This is a genomic window from Cupriavidus sp. 05N40 (assembly GCF_056397305.1).
This window is the reverse complement of sequence record NZ_JBFTND010000178.1, coordinates 1-15,794: the sequence shown is the minus strand read 5'-3', so window position 1 is coordinate 15,794 and position 15,794 is coordinate 1. Positions and strand designations below refer to the sequence as shown.

Sequence of the window (15,794 nt, the reverse complement as noted above, 5' to 3'; positions counted from 1 at the left end):
CTCGATCAGCGCATGGCTCGCGCCGGGCCGCAGCAAGATCAGCGGGCCGGGCGCGAATCCGTCGAAGCGGCGCGGCACCAGCCAGCGGGTCTCGATCAGCAGACACGGCGGCGACTTGCAGAGGCGGATCCTGGGGCGGTGCATGCCAACAAGCGTAACAGGCTTTGCTGCCAGCCTGCGCGACAGGCAACGCCCGCGTCCGCCCAATAAAAAAGCCCTGCCGTGAAGCAGGGCCAAGGAGCGTGAAACCGGTGCGCCCCGCCATCGGCGTGGCGTGGATTTATTCGCTGGTGATCTTCCCGGCTTCGATCACGGTCTTCCAGCGCTGCAGTTCCTGTTTCTCGAACTGGTCGAACTGCTCGGGCGTATTGGCGACGACCTCGAAACCGCTTTCGGCCAGCTTCTGCCGCATCTGCGGTTCGGCCAGCGCGCTGACCAGCGCGGCGTGCAGCTTGCCCTTGACGTCCTTGGGCAGCCCGCGCGGCGCGGCCACGCCCTGCCACGAGTAGACGTCCACTTCCTYCACGCCGCCTTCTGCCATGGTCGGCACATTGGGTAGCACCGCCGAGCGCTTGTCGCCGGTCACGGCCAGCGCCTTGAGCTTGCCGCTGCGGATATGCTGCAGCACCGCGTTGACGTTCTGGAACGAGGCGTCCACCTGCCCCGCCAACAGGTCGGAGATCGCGGGCGCGCCGCCCTTGTACGGCACGTGCAGTCCGTCGGTGCCGGATTTCTGCCAGAACAGCGCCGCGGTCAGGTGGTCCGACGAACCCGCGCCGGAGGTGGCGAAGGCGACCTTGCCCGGGTTCTTCTTCATGTACGCAACCAGTTCCTGCAGGTTCTTGGCCGGGAAATCAGGCTTGGTCACCAGCACGTTGGGCGCGCGCACGGCCACCGTCAGCAGGTCGAAATCCTTGGCCGGATCGTAGGGCAGGTTCTTCTGCAGGAAGGGGTTCACGGCGTACACGCCGATCGACGCCACCATCAGCGTGTAACCGTCGGCGGGCGCGCGCTTGACCATGGTCGCGCCGATGGCACCGGTCGCGCCCGGGCGGTTGTCCACCACAAATGGCTGGCCGAGCTTCTCGTTGAGCGGCACCGCCAGCATGCGCGCAATGGTGTCGGTGGAGCCGCCGGCCGGGAACGGCACCACCACCGATACGGCTTTGGTCGGCCACGTCTGCGCAGCGGCGGCGGTCATGCTGCCGGCTGCCGCCAGGGCGGCGATCAGCGCCCCGGCAAGCTTGAACAGCCTGCGCCGCGCGGCGGGTTGCTGGAACTTGGTCATCGTTGTCTCCTGGTTTCTTGTTGGATTTCTTGATGTCGCGAGCTTTCGACTTCTGATTGATACCGCTTTTTTATTGTTGGCGTTCCAGGCGGGAGGACGGCACCCCTACCGGACCATGCACGGCGCCTTGTTGTTGAACTTCCAGCCCGGGATCAGGAACTGCATGGCGACAGCGTCGTCGCGCGCGCCCAGCCCCATGCTCTTGTAGCGTTCGTGCGCCAGCGCCAGCTGCTCCACGTCGAGTTCCACGCCCAGGCCCGGCGCCGTGGGCACGGCCACCTTGCCATTCTCGATCTTGAGCGGCGCCTTGGTCAGGCGCTCGCCGTCCTGCCAGATCCAGTGCGTGTCGATGGCGGTGACGCGGCCCGGCGCGGCGGCGGCCACGTGCGTGAACATGGCCAGCGAGATATCGAAATGGTTGTTGGAATGCGAGCCCCACGTGAGACCCCACTCGGCACACATCTGCGCCACGCGCACCGAACCCTGCATGGTCCAGAAATGCGGGTCGGCCAGCGGAATGTCCACCGATTGCAGGCGCACCGCATGGCCCATCTGGCGCCAGTCGGTGGCGATCATGTTGGTGGCGGTGGGCAGGCCCGTGGCGGTGCGGAACTCGGCCATGATCTCGCGGCCCGAATAGCCGTCCTCGGCGCCGCAGGGGTCTTCCGCATAGGCCAGCACGCCATGCTTGTCGCGGCACAGCCGCACCGCCTCGGCCAGCGACCACGCGCCGTTGGGGTCGAGCGTGATGCGCGCCTTGGGGAAGCGCTCGGCCAGCGCGAGGATCGCTTCCATTTCTTCGTCGCCGCGCAGCACGCCACCCTTGAGCTTGAAGTCGTTGAAGCCGTAGCGCTCGAACGCGGCTTCGGCCAGCCGGACCACGCCCTTGGCGTCCATCGCCGCTTCATTGCGCAGGCGGAACCATGCGTTGTCCGCATCGGGCTCGCCGCGGTAGCCGAGCGTGGTGCGGTTACGGTCGCCGACGTAGAACAGGTAGCCCAGCATCTCCACCGCATCGCGCTGCTGCCCTTCGCCCAGCAGCGCGGCCACGGGCACGCCGAGGTGCTTGCCGAGCAGGTCGAGCAGCGCCGCTTCGAGCGCGGTCACCGCATGGATGGTGATGCGCAGGTCGAAGGTCTGCAGACCGCGGCCGCCGGCGTCGCGGCTGGCGAAGGCGCTGCGCACGCGGTTGAGCACCGCCTGGTGGTTGCCGATCGACTGGCCCACCAGCAGTTCGCGCGCATCTTCCAGCGTCTGGCGGATGGCTTCCCCGCCCGGCACCTCGCCCACGCCGATGTTGCCGGCACTGTCCTTGAGGATGACGATATTGCGGGTGAAGAACGGACCATGCGCGCCGGACAGGTTCATCAGCATGCTGTCGTGGCCGGCCACTGGGACCACGCTCAGTTCGGTGACGACCGGCGTGCCGCCGGGCGCGGACGTCGAACGTGTCGCCGACGCATCGTGGCTTGCGGGATTGGGCGTTTGGGTCATGTCGGGTTCCGGCGGAAAGCGCGGCGGTCGACCAGGCGACGCTGCGCTTAGGGTTGTCTCGGGCTTGGCGGTGCCGGATCGTGCCGGCTTTCTCATGCTAGCGATTCCGGCAGATTGTGCGCCCAGCAAGGCTGGCCGCGCATGTTTGTTGCCGGATGGCTGTTATCGGTCGTCATATGACTTACGACGAAGTATAATGAGCGCATTGCGATCCGGTCAAGTCCCCGCCAACCATGTCAAACCCCATGCTTGCTTCCTCCACTCCGCTGCGGCGCCGCGGCCGTACGCTTGCCGAAGAGGCAGTGAGCAGCCTGAGCGAACGCATCCAGCAAGGCGCGCTCAAGCCGGGCGACAAACTCCCGACCGAGTCCGAGATCATGAGCGCGCTCGGCGTCAGCCGCACCGTGGTGCGCGAGGCGCTGTCGCGACTGCAGGCCAGCGGCCTGGTCGAGACGCGCCATGGCATCGGCACCTTCGTGCTGGCCCGCCCCGCCGAAAGCGCCTCGCCGTTCCGCATCGATCCCGCCACCATGGTCACCGCCATGGACGTGCTGGCCATGCTGGAATTCCGCGTCAGCCTGGAAGCCGAGGCGGCCAGCCTGGCAGCCTCGCGCCGCAGCGACGAGCAACTGGCTACCATGCGCCAGGCCCTGGACGAGCTCAAGCGCACCGCCACCGACGGCAAGGACTCCGTCGGCGCGGACTTCGAATTCCACCTGACCATCGCGCGCGCAACCGGCAACCGCTATTTCACCGACATCATGGGCCACCTGGGCACCATGGTGATCCCGCGCAGCCGCCTGCASGTSAGCRCGCMMGAGCGCGAGCARTAYCTSGAGCGCGTCAACWTCGAGCACGAGAATATCTACGACGCCATCGAACGGCGCGATCCCGAAGGCGCCAAGGCGGCGATGCGCATGCACCTCACCAACAGCCGCGAACGGCTGCGCAAGGCGTCGGCCGCGCTCGACGCCGGCTGATCCGCGCCCCGCACCCGCCTGGCGCGGGTTCTCCCGCTTGCAGGCAAGGTCTCTGATGTTGTAGGATGTCTTATAACGAAGCGCAGCGAATGCGACTGTGCCCGGCCCGTCACCCGCCCGCTGCCCGGGCGCCTTAATTGACCGCAGTTGAAGGAACCCTCATGACCATCACCGGCGAAATGCTGATCGGCGCCAGCGCCGTACGCGGCACCGCGAAGATCCTCCATGCCACCAACCCGGCTACGGGCGAAACGCTCGCACCGGAATTCCACGGCGGCGACGCGGCCGATGCCGAGCGCGCCTGCGCGCTGGCAGAAGCGGCCTTCGATACCTACCGCAACACCTCGCCCGAGGCCCGCGCCAGGTTCCTGGAGTCCATCGCCACGGGCCTGGAAGCGCTGGGCGATACGCTGATCGAGCGCGCCCATGCCGAAAGCGCGCTGCCGATCGCGCGCCTGCAGGGCGAACGTGCCCGCACCGCCAACCAGCTGCGCCTGTTCGCGAGCGTGCTGCGCGACGGCCGCTGGCAATCGGCCACGCTCGACTCCGCCCTGCCCGAGCGCACGCCGCCCCGGCCTGACCTGCGCCTGCAGAAGATCGCCGTGGGCCCGGTCGCGGTATTCGGCGCCAGCAACTTCCCGCTGGCGTTCTCGGTGGCCGGCGGCGACACCGCCTCGGCGCTGGCGGCCGGCTGCCCGGTCATCGTCAAGGCACACTCGGGCCACCTCGGCACCTCCGAACTGGTCGGGCGCGTGATCCAGAAGGCGGTGGCCGATGCCGGCCTGCCGGAGGGCGTGTTCTCGCTGCTGGTGGGCTCCGGCTTCACCATGGGCACCGCCCTGGTGGCCAATCCGTCGATCCAGGCGGTCGGCTTTACCGGCTCGCGCAGCGGTGGCCTGGCCCTGGTGCAGACCGCGAACAACCGGCCGCAGCCGATCCCGGTCTACGCCGAGATGAGCAGCATCAACCCGGTGTTCCTGCTGCCCGCGGCGCTGAACGCACGCGCGGCCGAGATCGCGCGCAACCTGGTGGATTCGCTGGTGATGGGCGTGGGGCAGTTCTGCACCAACCCGGGCCTGCTGCTGGCAGTGGACAGCCCGGCGCTGGACGTGCTGCGCCAGGGCACGGTCGCGGCACTGGCGGAAAAAGCTGCCGCCACCATGCTGACGCCCGGCATCTGCCAGGCCTACGACAACGGCGTGGCGCAACTGAGCGATATCGAAGGGCTGCGCCGCATCGGCAGCGGCCTGGCGCCCACCGGCCCCAACCAGGCGCGTCCCGCGCTGTTCGAAACCACGGCGGAACGCTTCCTTGGCGACCACCGCATGGAAGCCGAAGTCTTCGGCCCCTCGTCGGTACTGGTGGTCTGCCGCAACCACGAGGAAATGCTCGCCGTGGCGCGCCGCCTGGAAGGCCAGCTCACCGCCACGGTGCAAGCCGATGCCGGCGACCGCGCCGAGGCCGCCAGCCTGCTGACCGTGCTCGAACGCAAGGTSGGCCGYGTGCTGTTCAACGGCTATCCGACCGGCGTGGAAGTSTCGTWYGCGATGGTGCACGGCGGYCCGTTCCCGGCCACCTCGGACACCCGCGCGACCTCGGTGGGCGCGTCCGCCATCGACCGCTTCCTGCGTCCGGTGTGCTACCAGAACGTGCCTGTCGAGCTGCTGCCGCCGGCGCTGCAGGATGGCAATCCGCTGGGCGCATGGCGACTCACTGACGGCCAGCTGGGCCGCGACTAAGCGCGCGCCGCGTCTCGCACCGCCATGAAAATGGGCCGGAATTTCCGGCCCATTTTCTTTCGGCAAGACCGGGAGACGTCACGCGAACCGGGACTGGCCATTCCAGCCGAGGCCTTGAAACGCGCCGGCCGCGTCATCGCCCGAATTCGGCAACGCTGCTGCCAGATGCGTGGCACGCACAGCAACGCTAAGTATCTACGTGTCCCGCAGCGGATCGCCGGCCAAGAAGCAGCCGGCCACCTGGGCCGGCGGGATGCGAACACCCGGGATGCTCAGTAAGSTGGACTGATCACGACGTACTGCCCACCCTGCGGCTGGTACCACGTATTGCCGCACTGCTGGTAGACCATGCCACCGTAGTTGACGGGCACGCACCCTGGCGGGACGGTGCGCACCATGGAGCCCACGACTGCGGCAGTCACCGCAACCGTGGCCGTGACCGCGGCCGCCGTCGCGACCGGGTGATAGTCATTGTCCCAGCCGCCGTGGCAACAACCACCGCCCTCGACGTTCACGTTGACGTTCTTGCTGGCGTTGACGTTGACGTTCCTGTTGACGTTGTTGACGTTGTTGACGCTTGTACTGCGGACATCGTTGGTACGCGCGTCCGCGCTCCTGTTGTCGATCTGCCTGCCCCCGCCTCCAGCGGCGGCTGCAGCGCCGCCGCCGCCACGAGCGCCGCCGCCGCCACCGCCGCCACCGCCGCCCACGCGCGCCTCAGCCACAGGGGCCCAGCCATAGGTCGCCAGAACGAGAACGCTCAGGAGCACCAGGAACAACTTGCCGAATGCTTGTCTCATGGCGGCTCTCCTTTACTGGTTCTTCACGGGAACGAACTCGGCCAATCTGGCACCCTTCGGCGGCGTGAAGGTGAAGGTCGACTCCTTGAACTTTGGATTCAGCCTCCAATCGAGCAGGGTGACCGATTGCGGACGCGCGTCGTCGGCGCGATTGGTGATCACCAGCTTGCGCGGCAGAGGCTTGGTCCCGTTGGCAATCCAGATCTGCCAGTCGATCGCGCCCTGGCGGAAGGCGTAATGATCACAGAGCTCGCCGTCGACAAAGTCCTGGCCGGCATTCATCGCCGACTCCATATTGTCGAGCGGCGCGGCGGGGGTGCCCCACAGGAACAGGTCCGCGATCGGTAGTTCGATGCCGAATCGTTCCTTCAGGCGGCGCACCAGCCCGGCGAGGTTGTCGGCGAATTCCGCCTTTGAATAGGATTTCTGCGCCGGTGTATAGAGTGTCACCGTCTTGCCGTCGTAGATGAGGTCGCGTTGGGAACGGGCGCTATGCATGCGGGTGCGCAGCTTGTTCGGACGATCCACTTCGAGGTCTGCCGTCGCCGTGTGCTGGAGCTTCTGGCCGTCGGCCAGCACCCGCTCGCCGGTCAGCTCGATCGATACCTCGAAGCGCTTGAGCGACTGGAGATAGGTGCCCATGTCCTTGAGCGCCTGGATGGCTGCCGGATTGACTGCCTTGGCATCAGGCTGGGCCGTACCTGCCGGCGGAGCCGGGGCAGCCGGCGCGRCCGCGGATGCCGGGGCAGCCGGTGGAGCCGATGGTGTCGGGGCGAGCGTGCTGCATGCCCCGAGCGACATCGCCAGCAGGCTCGACGCCAGTATTCGTACCATGGTGATCTCCCAGAGTTGTGAAGGCCCGCCTGGAGCAATACGAATTGCGCAGTCGCCATGCCTATGCTTGCAGAGCCGCCGGAGAATTGGAATTAACTCTTGTAAGTACGTGATCTCAATTTTTTCAAGCGCGCAACGGCTTGCGCAGAGAGCAAGCCGGATCTGCGGGGCCTGAGCCGGGAACAACACGTCATCGGCCACCGGGGAGGCGAGCAGGGCACAACGCCATCGCGCGGTCGTAGCGGCCGGCCGGCAACAAGGCTGTGCATCGTCGGCGCGGCAAGCGGCGTGCCAGGTGCGACCTGCACGGCGAACCCACTGTGCCAAGGTGCCGGTCGACGTGATCCAGCGCCCCCGGACCGGATCGATCCCCTCGCAAGGCGACGTATCAGGCCCGACCGACGCACGGGGCGAGTTGACGACATGCACGCCTCGCACATCTCAAGTGAATACGATCGCCTTGCACTACTTCCTTCATCGCATAAATTACCTCTGCCTCGCGAGAGGTATTGAAATTTTTCACATCGAAATCACCGTAAGGCGAAGCGAACGAAGAAAGCCTTGTCTTGCGTCATTCATGAAAAAACATTGCCGGTATCGATGGAATTAAATTTCCATGGATCGATGCTGCCCGCGAATAACAGGAGGAGCAAAAATGGCTGTTCTGGATACCATCCGAAACGCGTTGAAGCCGGATGACACGAAGGCGCGCGAGCAACTCGAGATCTTGAAGAAGGCGGCAATGGGGGAGCTCGATAAATACCGCTCCGAGCTGATACAAAAGATGCGCAATCCGGACGCATTCCGGGAGGAGATCGTTCCGTACAAGATGTTCGAGCATATCGAGCAATATCGGGTCAGCGTCACTGACAAGGCCGCCGACGAAATTTCTTCAGTCGTCGATTCCTTTTTCTCGGGCGGCGAGAAAAACGTGAAGGACGGGTTCTCCACGCTGATCAAGTTCGCCTTCAACGCCATTCTTGGAAGCACATCGATCGGTGAATCGTCCACCAAGAATTGGTATATCGCCCTGGAGCGCGGCGCACTGATCCGTGTCGATGTGATGGCGTGGCGCTATAACTTCTCGGGCGATGGACTGATTGCCGAAGTCAAGAATGCATTTTGCTTTACGGCAACCAAGTCCTTCGTGGATGCGGAGGAACTCAAGGCGCAGGAACTCATTTATTTCGTTGCCAAGAGCCTGAAGCTGGAATCCGTGGAAGAGATCGTGAAGAACCCGACCCTGGAGCAATACGTCAGGCTGCTGAAGGACGGCTACAAGCGGGCGCCCGTTCACGATGCCATCGATAACTACGCAAGGCTGGCGGGACGCCCGGTCATGCTGAGATAGCAGCCGGCCGGCGTGGATGGCGCTATCGGGGCGAGTCCCTGGCGGCGCCGTCCGGCCGGAGATCCACCGGAGACCGGCGCTCGCTTCGCGCATGCCGGACGGGGAACGTTTCGCCCAACGAAGAGGTGGCTCATGCCGTTCAATCAGACACAGATCGAATCGATCATCCGGAAGTACGACGAGAACAAGGCATCGCTGGGCCGATACCCGGTCCCCACGCCGGAGACCATCAAGGTCATAGACGCCGTCATGCAGCTCGTGGCGCCATTGGATCTGATCGACGGCAAGGCCGACATCGCGGACGAGCTCGGTCACATCGCCATGGCCGTGATGCACATGCAGACCCCGAAGATCCAGTACGCCTTCGTTGTCGCCTTCTCCGGTGGCCGGCTGTCCAAGCCGAACTTCGACAAGATCCAGGCCGTCCTGAAGCCAGCCCCGCTCGTCGCGGCATTGAACATGCCGCTCGTGCCGGCCGACCAGCTGGCTTTCCAGTTCGTGTACCACATGCCGCCGCCCGACATAGCGACGTGGCCCTGCGCGGAGCCAAAGGCGCTGCTGGTGGCCGAGAACCTGGATGCAACGCTCCTGGGCTTCGCCTGCCGGTGGTACACCTGCTCCCAGCTTGCCACGCCGCACCGGCTGGACATCTCCTTCGTCTCCACGCGCGAGGCCTTCATGCTGCCTTGCGAGGCATGCTTCAACCTCTTCGGTGACGCGGCGCGGTGGCCGCACGTCCATCTCTGAGCCGCGGAGACGGCCTGCGACCAGGCCGCACCGGCCCCCGGAATGCAAGACGCCCGATGCGGTTCACCGGGCGTCCCTCGCTGCAACCTGAACAGCCACGACTACGTGCGGCGGGGCGTCAACCTTTGGCCGGCTCAGGCGGCGGCACGCTCGACGGGCGCCGGCGCCTGCGGCGCCCGGATCACCGGCGCGTTGCCGCGCGAGCGCCCTGAACTGAGATAGTCCGCGATCGATTCCTGCGTCACCTCGCCGAGATACACGCCCCCGGCATCGAGCACCGGCAGCCAGCTGGTGTTGTGCTGGTACATGCGCGACAGGACGATGCGCAGGTGCTCGTCGAAGGCCCCGGTGGCCTTGAAGGGACGCATCGCATCGGCGCACGCGCCCTGCCCGCCCCGCGCATCGCGGCGCGTGACGTAGCCCAGCGCGYGCTGCGCGGCGTCCACCACCGGCAACTGGCGCACATCGGCTTCATCCATGATGCCGAAGGCCTGCGCCAGCGGCATGTCCGGGGTGCAGCTCTGCGCCATGGTTGCCGCGTCGCCGGCGCGCACCAGCAGCAGGCGCTTGAGCGTGTTGTCATGGCCGACGAAGGCCTGCACGAAATCGTCCGCCGGATGCGCCAGCAAGGCGTCGGGATGATCGAACTGCACCAGCTTGCCGCGGCGGAACACGGCCACGCGGTCGCCCAGCTTGATGGCTTCGTCGATATCGTGCGAGACCATGATCACGGTCTTGCCGAGCTGGCGCTGCATCTGGAAGAACTCGTTCTGGATGCTCTCGCGGTTGATCGGATCGACCGCGCCGAACGGCTCGTCCATCAGCAGCACCGGCGCGTCCGCGGCCAGCGCGCGGATCACGCCGATGCGCTGCTGCTGCCCGCCCGACAGCTCGCGCGGGTAGCGCGACAGCATCTTGTCCGGATCGAGCTGCACCATCGACATCAGCTCGCGCGCGCGCTCGCGGCTGCGCTTCTTGTCCCACCCCAGCAGGCGCGGCACGACCATGATGTTCTCTTCGATGGTCATGTTGGGGAACAGGCCGATCTGCTGGATCACGTAGCCGATCTTGCGGCGCAGCGTCACCTCGTCCACGCGGGTGGTGTCCTCGCCATCGATCAGCACGCGGCCGGCGCTGGGCTGGACCAGGCGGTTGATCATCTTSAGCGTGGTGGTCTTGCCGCAGCCCGAMGGCCCSAGGAAGACGCAGATCTCGCCCTTGGGCACCGTCATGGAAACGGCATCGACGGCGTGCACTTCGGCGCCGTCCTTCTGGCGGAAGGTCTTGGTGAGTTGGTCGAGTTCAATCATGTCAGCGGATTCCTTTCGGTGTCAGCGCCCGCTGCAGCCACTGCAGGCAGGCATCGGCGACGATGGCGAGCACGCTGACCAGCACGGCACCCACCGCCAGCTTGCTCATGTTGCTCTGGCTGATCGCTTGCAGGATCAGCACCCCGAGGCCTCCCGCGCCGATGATGGCGGCGATGGTGGCCACGCCGATATTCATCACCACGGCGGTGCGCACGCCGCCGAGGATCACGGGCACGGCCAGCGGCAGGTCCACCAGCCGCATGCGCTGCCAGGTGGTCATGCCGATGCCGCGGCCGGCTTCCTGGATGCCGTCGTCCACGCTGTCGAGCGCCACGCAGGTATTGCGCATGATCGGCAGCAGCGAATACAGGAACACCGCGGTCACCGCCGGCACATAGCCCAGCGCGTGGCCGAAGCGCGCGAACACCGGGATCATCAGGCCGAACAGCGCGATCGAGGGCAAGGTCAGCACGATGGTGGCCAGCGTGAGCAGCGGTGTGGCGAGGAAGCGAAAGCGCGCGCACAGGATGCCCAGCGGCACGCCCGCCAGGATCGCCAGCCCCACCGCGGAGCCCACCAGCGCCAGGTGCTGGCCGGTCAGCTTGAGCAACGTGGGCCAGCTGTGCTGCAGGTAAGTCATCAGGTCCATGCGGCCTCCTTCAGATCAGGCCGTGGCCGCGCAGGAATTCCTGCGCCACCTTGTCGACCGGCTGCTGGCCGATATCGACCTTGTAGTTCATCTCGGTCATGGCCTCGTTGTCGAGCGTGGCCGAGAGCGCATTGAGCAGTCCGGCCAGTTCCGGGTGCCGCTCCAGCGCAGCCTTGCGCACCACCGGCGCGGCGTTGTACGCGGGGAAGAAATGCTGGTCGTCTTCCAGCAGCACGAGGTCGAAGCCCTTGACGCGGCCGTCGGTGGTGTAGACCAGGCCCAGTTCGACCTGGTCGTTCTTCAGCGCGGTGTAGACCAGGCCGGGATCGAGCTGAATCACGTCGCGGCGCGAGAACGGCAGCTTGTAGCGCGCCTTGAGCGGCTCCAGGCCATCCGGGCGCGCCGCGAACTCCATGTCGACGGCGAACGGATGCGCCGTGCCCTCGCCGGCCGCGCGCATTTTTTCGGCGAAGGCCGACAGCGTGGTCACGCCGGCGGCGTCGGCGCGCTTGCGCGGCATCGCCAGCGCGTAGGTGTTGTTGATGCCGGAGGCATCGAGCCATACCAGGCCGCRCGCGGCGTCGAGTGTCTTGACGCGTTCGTAGCTCGCCTGCGCGTCGAGCTTCTCCTCGACCTTGTTGAAGACGATCAGCGCGGTGCCGGTGTAGTCCCACACCACGTCGAGCTGGTCGCTTTCCATGGCCTGGCGCATCAGCGTGCTGCCCAGRCCGGAAGTCAGCTCGGTGGCCAGGCCCTTGGCCCTGAGGTACTGCGCCGTCATCGACGACAGGATCAACTGCTCGGTAAAGTTCTTGCCGCCCACGCGCACGGGATCCGCGGCGGCGGGCGCGGCCACTGCGGCCAGGGCCGCGGCGGCGGCAAGGCCGGCCAGCAGGCGGCCTGCGCGCGCGAGCGCGCTGGTGATGGAATGCATCGGGTTCTCCTTCATGTGCGGCGGCCTTCAGCGCGCCAGGCCGCGGCTGCGCAGGTAGCAGTAGCCGGCGGCGGCGAACAGGCCGTCGAGCGCCAGGGCGAGCAGCGCGGTAGCCGCGGCGCCCAGCAGCAGCAGGGGCTGGTTGTTCAGGTAGATGCCAGGGAAGATCAGCTCGCCCAGGCTGTTGGCGCCGATCAGGAACGACAGCGGCACCGTGCCGACGTTGATCACCAGGCTGATGCGCACGCCCGCCAGGATCACCGGCAGCGCATTGGGCAGTTCGACGCGCAACAGGCGCTGGCGCGGTGTCATGCCCAGGCCGCGCGCGGCTTCGGTCAGGGCCGGCGAGACGCCGAGCAGGCCCTCGCAGGTATTGCGCACGATCGGCAGCAGCGAGGCCAGCCACAGCGCCAGGATGGCCGGCCGCTCGCCGATGCCGAGCACGGCCAGTGCCAGCGCCAGCACCGCCAGCGAAGGCACGGTGTTGCCGATATTGAAGACCTGCATCAGGCGCTCGGCCCAGCGGCGCATGCAGGGCCGGCTCAGGCCGATGCCGGCCGGCACGCCGGTGGCCAGCGCCAGCGCCATGGACCACGCCACCAGGCGCAGGTGGTCCGCCACGTCGTACCAGAGGCGGTCCTGGTATTGCCGGATGACATCGACGCCGATCCACGTGGCCAGGCCGGCCAGCGCGGCGAGCGCGAGACATCCCCAGGCGAGCGCCTGTACGGATTGCTTGGACATATTCCCCTCTTTTCCGCGCGCCGCACGTGGGCAGGAAGCACCACATCCGGACTGGCGGACGAAAACGGCCTCGGGCGGTGCAATTGGGGGCCGCCGGGCCTGACTAGATTGCCTTGCCCGCCATGACCGGCAGATGAGCCGGTGGACGGGCGCCGGGTTCCACGCGAAGGCGGGGAAACCCATTTGACGGGACGCCGGGCGTGCGAATGCCGGGGGTCCCTGGAGCGGCGCAACCCGCCGCGAAGATGCGGTACGGGAGGCCAGTGGCAGCGCAGAGTTGATGATTTCCGACGCGCCGCCGGATCAATCGGCCAACGCAGCGCAGGTAACGGACAAGACACAAACAAGGGCCAGGCAAACCTGCCGGGCCTTGCATCTTGCGCGGGATCACGCAGCATCGGATGACAACGAGAGCGCTATTATACGCATTTACGCCGATCTTGTCATCTTCCCGCTTTCCGGCCCGCTTGTGGGCGCATTTGCCGACGTTTGTCCGGCATCGTCGCGGACGCGGGCGCTGTTGCAAAAACCAGCTATAACGTGGCGGTCACCGTGCCACCGGCAGAACAATCTGTTGCCCTGCCGCCCTCTACCGCTTTTGGCCCAAACCCTTAAATTGGGAGGGTAGCCAACGGGCGGCGCGCCATTGCCGCCGCCCCAGCCAACAGGAGATCGAACATGGAACAACGCACTACCGCTACCGCCGTCGCGGCCACCGCCGAGGAAACCGTGCAGCGCTCGCGCGCGGTCGACCGCGTGGTGCGCGGCATCGCCACCTCGGATGGCGCCGGCGTCAAGCTGACCCGCGTACTGACGCAGAACCTGCAGCGCCGCCTGGACCCGTTCCTGATGCTGGATGCCTTCGGCACCGACAGCCGCGACGACTATATCGGCGGCTTCCCCGACCACCCGCACCGCGGCTTCGAGACCATTACCTATATGCTGGCCGGCCGCATGCGCCATCGCGACAGCGCCGGCAACGAAGGCCTGCTGGAAAACGGCGGCGCGCAGTGGATGGTGGCCGGCGCCGGCGTGGTGCATTCGGAGATGCCCGAGCAGGAGGACGGCCGCATGGAAGGCTTCCAGCTGTGGCTGAACCTGCCGGCCGCAGACAAGATGACCGCGCCCTGGTACCGCGACCTGCCCGCCGCCGCCGTGCCCACGGTCGCGCTGCCGAACGGCGCCACCGTGCGCGTGCTGGCAGGCGCTTCGCACGGCATGGCCGGCGCGGTGACGCGCCCGGTCACGGAGCCGCTGTACCTCGACGTGACGCTGCCCGCCGGACAGCATTTCTCGCAGCTGCTGCCGCCAGGCCACAACGCCTTCCTGTACACCTACCGGGGCGAAATCTCGGTAGGCACCGGCGACAGCGCGGCGGTGCTCGAAGCGCAGCGCATGGGCGTGCTGGACAACGCCGCGGGCGCCGACGGCGTGAGCGTGACCGCGGCGACCGATTCGCGCTTCCTGCTGATCGCGGGCCGGCCGCTGGGTGAGCCGATCGTGCAATATGGGCCGTTCGTGATGAACACCCAGGAGCAGATCTACCAGACGCTGGCGGATTTCCGCGAAGGCCGCTTCAGCCAGGTCGCGGCGAACAACGGCGCCTGACCGGCAGGACTGCGCCGATCCGCACCGGGCCGGGAACGCATCGCGCGCTTCCCGGCGCCGCACAGCGCCGGGAGCGTCCTGCCCCGGCGCTTTTTTTTGCCGCTTCCCGCCCTGCCTCGCGCGCTGCCGGACAGCCCCTCCTCCCGGCCCGCGCCGCGACGCACCCGTCACGTCCCGGCATGCGACTTGCAATCTTCCTGCAACCGTTGCGGGGCCGACAAAACTGTCCTGGACGGGCCGCCCGGCCCCCGCGCACTTATATAATCCACGCTTAATGAACGGCATCACCATTCCGTGATGGATGCTGCAATGCGTCGCGGCGATCCTGCCCCTCGCACGGCAGGAGGTGCTGCCTGACACGGACGTTGATCCACGTTGCTGCCATAACCACTCGAGCCGCCTCAGTGACCCTTAGCACACCCCCAAGGCTGGCGCTTGCCCATATCAGCAAGCGCTACCCCGGCGTGACCGCCAATGACGATGTCTCGCTCGTCGTCGCCCCCGGCGAGATCCACGCCGTCCTCGGCGAGAACGGCGCCGGCAAGTCCACCCTGATGAAGATCATCTTCGGCGCGGTCAAGCCCGACGCCGGCGAGATGCACTTCAACGGTGCGCCGGCCGCCATCCACAATCCGCACGACGCCCGCAACCTGGGCATCGCCATGGTGTTCCAGCATTTCTCGCTGTTCGACACGCTGACCGTCACCGAGAACATCGCGCTGGGACTGCCGCGCGGCAAGGGCAAGAATAGGGACAGCGCCAGCATGAAGCAGCTGGCCGAGCGCATCCGCGAAACCGCGCAGCGCTACGGCCTGCCGCTCGAGCCCAACCGCCACGTGCACACGCTGTCGGTGGGCGAGCGCCAGCGCGTCGAAATCGTGCGCGCGCTGCTGGCCAGGCCACAGTTGCTGATCCTGGACGAGCCCACTTCGGTGCTCACGCCGCAGGCCGTGCAGACGCTCTTCGTCACGCTGCGCCAGCTCGCCGCGGAAGGCACCAGCATTCTCTATATCAGCCACAAGCTCGACGAGATCCGCGAGCTCTGCCATAGCGCCACCGTGATGCGCATGGGCCGCGTCACCGGCGTGTGCGATCCGCGCCAGGAGAGCGCTGCCTCGTTGTCGCGCCTGATGATCGGCGGCGAGCCGCCGCGCGAGGCGCGCGTGCAGACCGAGCCCGGCGCCTGCCGGCTGGCGGTGCGCGCGCTCTCGCTGCCGCGCGCGCATGCCTTCGCCACCGAGCTGTCGGGCATTTCGATGGACCTGCGCGCCGGCGAGATCGTCGGCATCGCGGGCGTGTCCGGCAACGGGCAGGCC

At 66.9% G+C, this 15,794-nt stretch carries 14 protein-coding genes; 6 read left to right on the top strand and 8 right to left on the bottom strand.

The window, feature by feature from the left end; all coding sequences use genetic code 11:
- Positions 1-280: 280 nt before the first annotated feature.
- Both AC1DO7_RS31015 and gudD read right to left on the bottom strand, forming a co-directional pair.
- Positions 281-1,288 (bottom strand): Bug family tripartite tricarboxylate transporter substrate binding protein, encoded by a 1,008-nt coding sequence (locus AC1DO7_RS31015; protein WP_477116957.1) that lies wholly within the window; start codon positions 1,286-1,288, stop codon positions 281-283.
- Between the two features lie 105 nt (positions 1,289-1,393).
- Positions 1,394-2,782 (bottom strand): glucarate dehydratase, encoded by a 1,389-nt coding sequence (gene gudD / locus AC1DO7_RS31010; RefSeq protein ID WP_441612446.1) that lies wholly within the window; start codon positions 2,780-2,782, stop codon positions 1,394-1,396.
- A 233-nt stretch (positions 2,783-3,015) separates the two neighbouring features.
- On the opposite strand from gudD, the gene AC1DO7_RS31005 reads away from it, so the two are divergent.
- On the top strand, positions 3,016-3,762 hold the full coding sequence (locus AC1DO7_RS31005) for a FadR/GntR family transcriptional regulator (protein ID WP_477116956.1): 747 nt from the start codon (positions 3,016-3,018) through the stop codon (positions 3,760-3,762).
- 161 nt (positions 3,763-3,923) lie between these two features.
- A complete protein-coding gene (locus AC1DO7_RS31000) occupies positions 3,924-5,501 on the top strand; it encodes an aldehyde dehydrogenase (NADP(+)) (RefSeq protein WP_477116955.1) in 1,578 nt (525 codons plus the stop codon).
- A gap of 272 nt (positions 5,502-5,773) precedes the next feature.
- Here the strand turns inward: AC1DO7_RS31000 and AC1DO7_RS30995 are convergent, their stop codons facing one another.
- Positions 5,774-6,301: a hypothetical protein gene (locus AC1DO7_RS30995; protein ID WP_477116954.1), complete on the bottom strand. Its 528-nt coding sequence runs from the start codon at positions 6,299-6,301 to the stop codon at positions 5,774-5,776.
- Positions 6,302-6,313: 12 nt separating this feature from the next.
- The gene (locus tag AC1DO7_RS30990) at positions 6,314-7,102 is read right to left on the bottom strand and encodes a DUF2092 domain-containing protein (protein ID WP_477116958.1); all 789 of its coding nucleotides are present in this window, start codon (positions 7,100-7,102) and stop codon (positions 6,314-6,316) included.
- A gap of 688 nt (positions 7,103-7,790) precedes the next feature.
- On the opposite strand from AC1DO7_RS30990, the gene AC1DO7_RS30985 reads away from it, so the two are divergent.
- Positions 7,791-8,486 (top strand): hypothetical protein, encoded by a 696-nt coding sequence (locus AC1DO7_RS30985; RefSeq protein WP_441612451.1) that lies wholly within the window; start codon positions 7,791-7,793, stop codon positions 8,484-8,486.
- A 132-nt stretch (positions 8,487-8,618) separates the two neighbouring features.
- Positions 8,619-9,233 (top strand): hypothetical protein, encoded by a 615-nt coding sequence (locus AC1DO7_RS30980; RefSeq protein WP_441612452.1) that lies wholly within the window; start codon positions 8,619-8,621, stop codon positions 9,231-9,233.
- Between the two features lie 134 nt (positions 9,234-9,367).
- Here the strand turns inward: AC1DO7_RS30980 and AC1DO7_RS30975 are convergent, their stop codons facing one another.
- Genes AC1DO7_RS30975 through AC1DO7_RS30960 form a run of 4 tightly spaced genes read right to left on the bottom strand, consistent with a single transcriptional unit; the run spans position 9,368 to position 12,870 of the window.
- Positions 9,368-10,543 (bottom strand): osmoprotectant ABC transporter ATP-binding protein OsmV, encoded by a 1,176-nt coding sequence (locus AC1DO7_RS30975; protein ID WP_477116953.1) that lies wholly within the window; start codon positions 10,541-10,543, stop codon positions 9,368-9,370.
- Between the two features lies 1 nt (position 10,544).
- Positions 10,545-11,192, bottom strand: a complete 648-nt coding sequence (locus AC1DO7_RS30970) for an ABC transporter permease (protein ID WP_441612454.1) — start codon at positions 11,190-11,192, stop codon at positions 10,545-10,547.
- Between the two features lie 10 nt (positions 11,193-11,202).
- The gene (locus tag AC1DO7_RS30965; RefSeq protein ID WP_477116952.1) at positions 11,203-12,126 is read right to left on the bottom strand and encodes a glycine betaine ABC transporter substrate-binding protein; all 924 of its coding nucleotides are present in this window, start codon (positions 12,124-12,126) and stop codon (positions 11,203-11,205) included.
- Positions 12,127-12,153: 27 nt separating this feature from the next.
- A complete protein-coding gene (locus AC1DO7_RS30960; RefSeq protein ID WP_441612456.1) occupies positions 12,154-12,870 on the bottom strand; it encodes an ABC transporter permease in 717 nt (238 codons plus the stop codon).
- 678 nt (positions 12,871-13,548) lie between these two features.
- Between AC1DO7_RS30960 and AC1DO7_RS30955 the strand changes: the two genes are divergently transcribed.
- Entirely contained in the window at positions 13,549-14,478 is a 930-nt protein-coding gene (locus tag AC1DO7_RS30955; RefSeq protein ID WP_441612457.1) for a pirin family protein, read from the top strand.
- A gap of 404 nt (positions 14,479-14,882) precedes the next feature.
- The coding region (locus AC1DO7_RS30950; protein ID WP_477116951.1) for an ABC transporter ATP-binding protein at positions 14,883-15,794 on the top strand (912 nt) is incomplete at its 3' end.

What these genes read in the sequence shown, in the direction of transcription:
- gudD (WP_441612446.1), bottom strand. Translation starts at nt 2,782, where the DNA reads ATGACCCAAACGCCCAATCCCGCAAGCCACGATGCGTCGGCGACACGT.
- AC1DO7_RS30985 (WP_441612451.1), top strand. Translation starts at nt 7,791, where the DNA reads ATGGCTGTTCTGGATACCATCCGAAACGCGTTGAAGCCGGATGACACG.
- AC1DO7_RS30980 (WP_441612452.1), top strand. Translation starts at nt 8,619, where the DNA reads ATGCCGTTCAATCAGACACAGATCGAATCGATCATCCGGAAGTACGAC.
- AC1DO7_RS30970 (WP_441612454.1), bottom strand. Translation starts at nt 11,192, where the DNA reads ATGGACCTGATGACTTACCTGCAGCACAGCTGGCCCACGTTGCTCAAG.
- AC1DO7_RS30960 (WP_441612456.1), bottom strand. Translation starts at nt 12,870, where the DNA reads ATGTCCAAGCAATCCGTACAGGCGCTCGCCTGGGGATGTCTCGCGCTC.
- AC1DO7_RS30955 (WP_441612457.1), top strand. Translation starts at nt 13,549, where the DNA reads ATGGAACAACGCACTACCGCTACCGCCGTCGCGGCCACCGCCGAGGAA.